The sequence below is a fragment of the Arthrobacter sp. Cr_A7 genome (genome assembly GCF_029222765.1).
Lineage (GTDB): Bacteria > Actinomycetota > Actinomycetes > Actinomycetales > Micrococcaceae > Arthrobacter.
The window spans coordinates 1-338 of record NZ_JARHXQ010000136.1; the positions used below are offsets into that span (position 1 = coordinate 1).

1 pseudogene is annotated in these 338 nt (G+C 66.9%); it reads left to right on the forward strand.

Going from position 1 to position 338, the window contains the following annotated elements:
* Positions 1-241, forward strand: a pseudogene (locus P2Q66_RS08415) (hypothetical protein); the annotation flags it as partial.
* Between the last annotated feature and the right edge of the window lie 97 nt (positions 242-338).

The window sequence follows — 338 nt, forward strand, 5'->3', positions numbered from 1 at the left end:
CGAAGTCATCGCCTCGTCGCTGGCCCGCCGCGCCAGGCTGGCGGCAAACGTCACCCCCGAACAGGTCATGGTGGTGGTCTCGCAGCGCCAGGTCCTGGTGAACGTGAGGCCCACGTCCGGCGTACCCGTCGACGAGGGAACAGTCCTCAGCGCCATCCAGGACGAGCTGGACCAGATGGCGCTGGATCCGTCACCTGCAGCCCGTGTCAACGTGGCACCGTCAGGGGTGGTGGGCGCATGAACAGCACTCCAACCCTCCTCAACCGGATCCTGCTCACCATCCTGGGCCTGAAGCTCCTGGCGATCGGTCTCCTGCTGATGCTGCTGGCCACCGTGCC